Annotated in this window: 1 protein-coding gene; it reads left to right on the forward strand. The window is 43.2% G+C overall.

All coding sequences use genetic code 11. From position 1 onward, the window contains the following. The coding region (locus tag AAEY79_RS15525) for a polyprenyl synthetase family protein (RefSeq protein WP_352289446.1) at positions 1-259 on the forward strand (259 nt) is incomplete at both ends.

A 259-nucleotide genomic window follows, 5' to 3' on the forward strand; every position in this document is an offset into this window, starting at 1 on the left:
ATTGCGTCCTTTTTTGGTTTACGCAACGGGTAAAATGCTCGGCGCAGATAAACAAGATTTAGACGTACTTGCTGCAGCTATAGAATGTATTCATAGCTACTCGTTAGTTCACGATGACTTACCAGCTATGGATGATGATGAATTACGTCGCGGACGCCCAACCTGTCATATCGTGTACGGCGAAGCACACGCAATTTTAGCCGGTGATGCACTGCAAGCTTTAGCATTTGAGTTAATAGCCAAGCATAATTTTAACTGT

The organism is Psychrobacter sp. GW64-MNA-CIBAN-0177, assembly GCF_040309585.1.
Lineage (GTDB): Bacteria > Pseudomonadota > Gammaproteobacteria > Pseudomonadales > Moraxellaceae > Psychrobacter > Psychrobacter okhotskensis.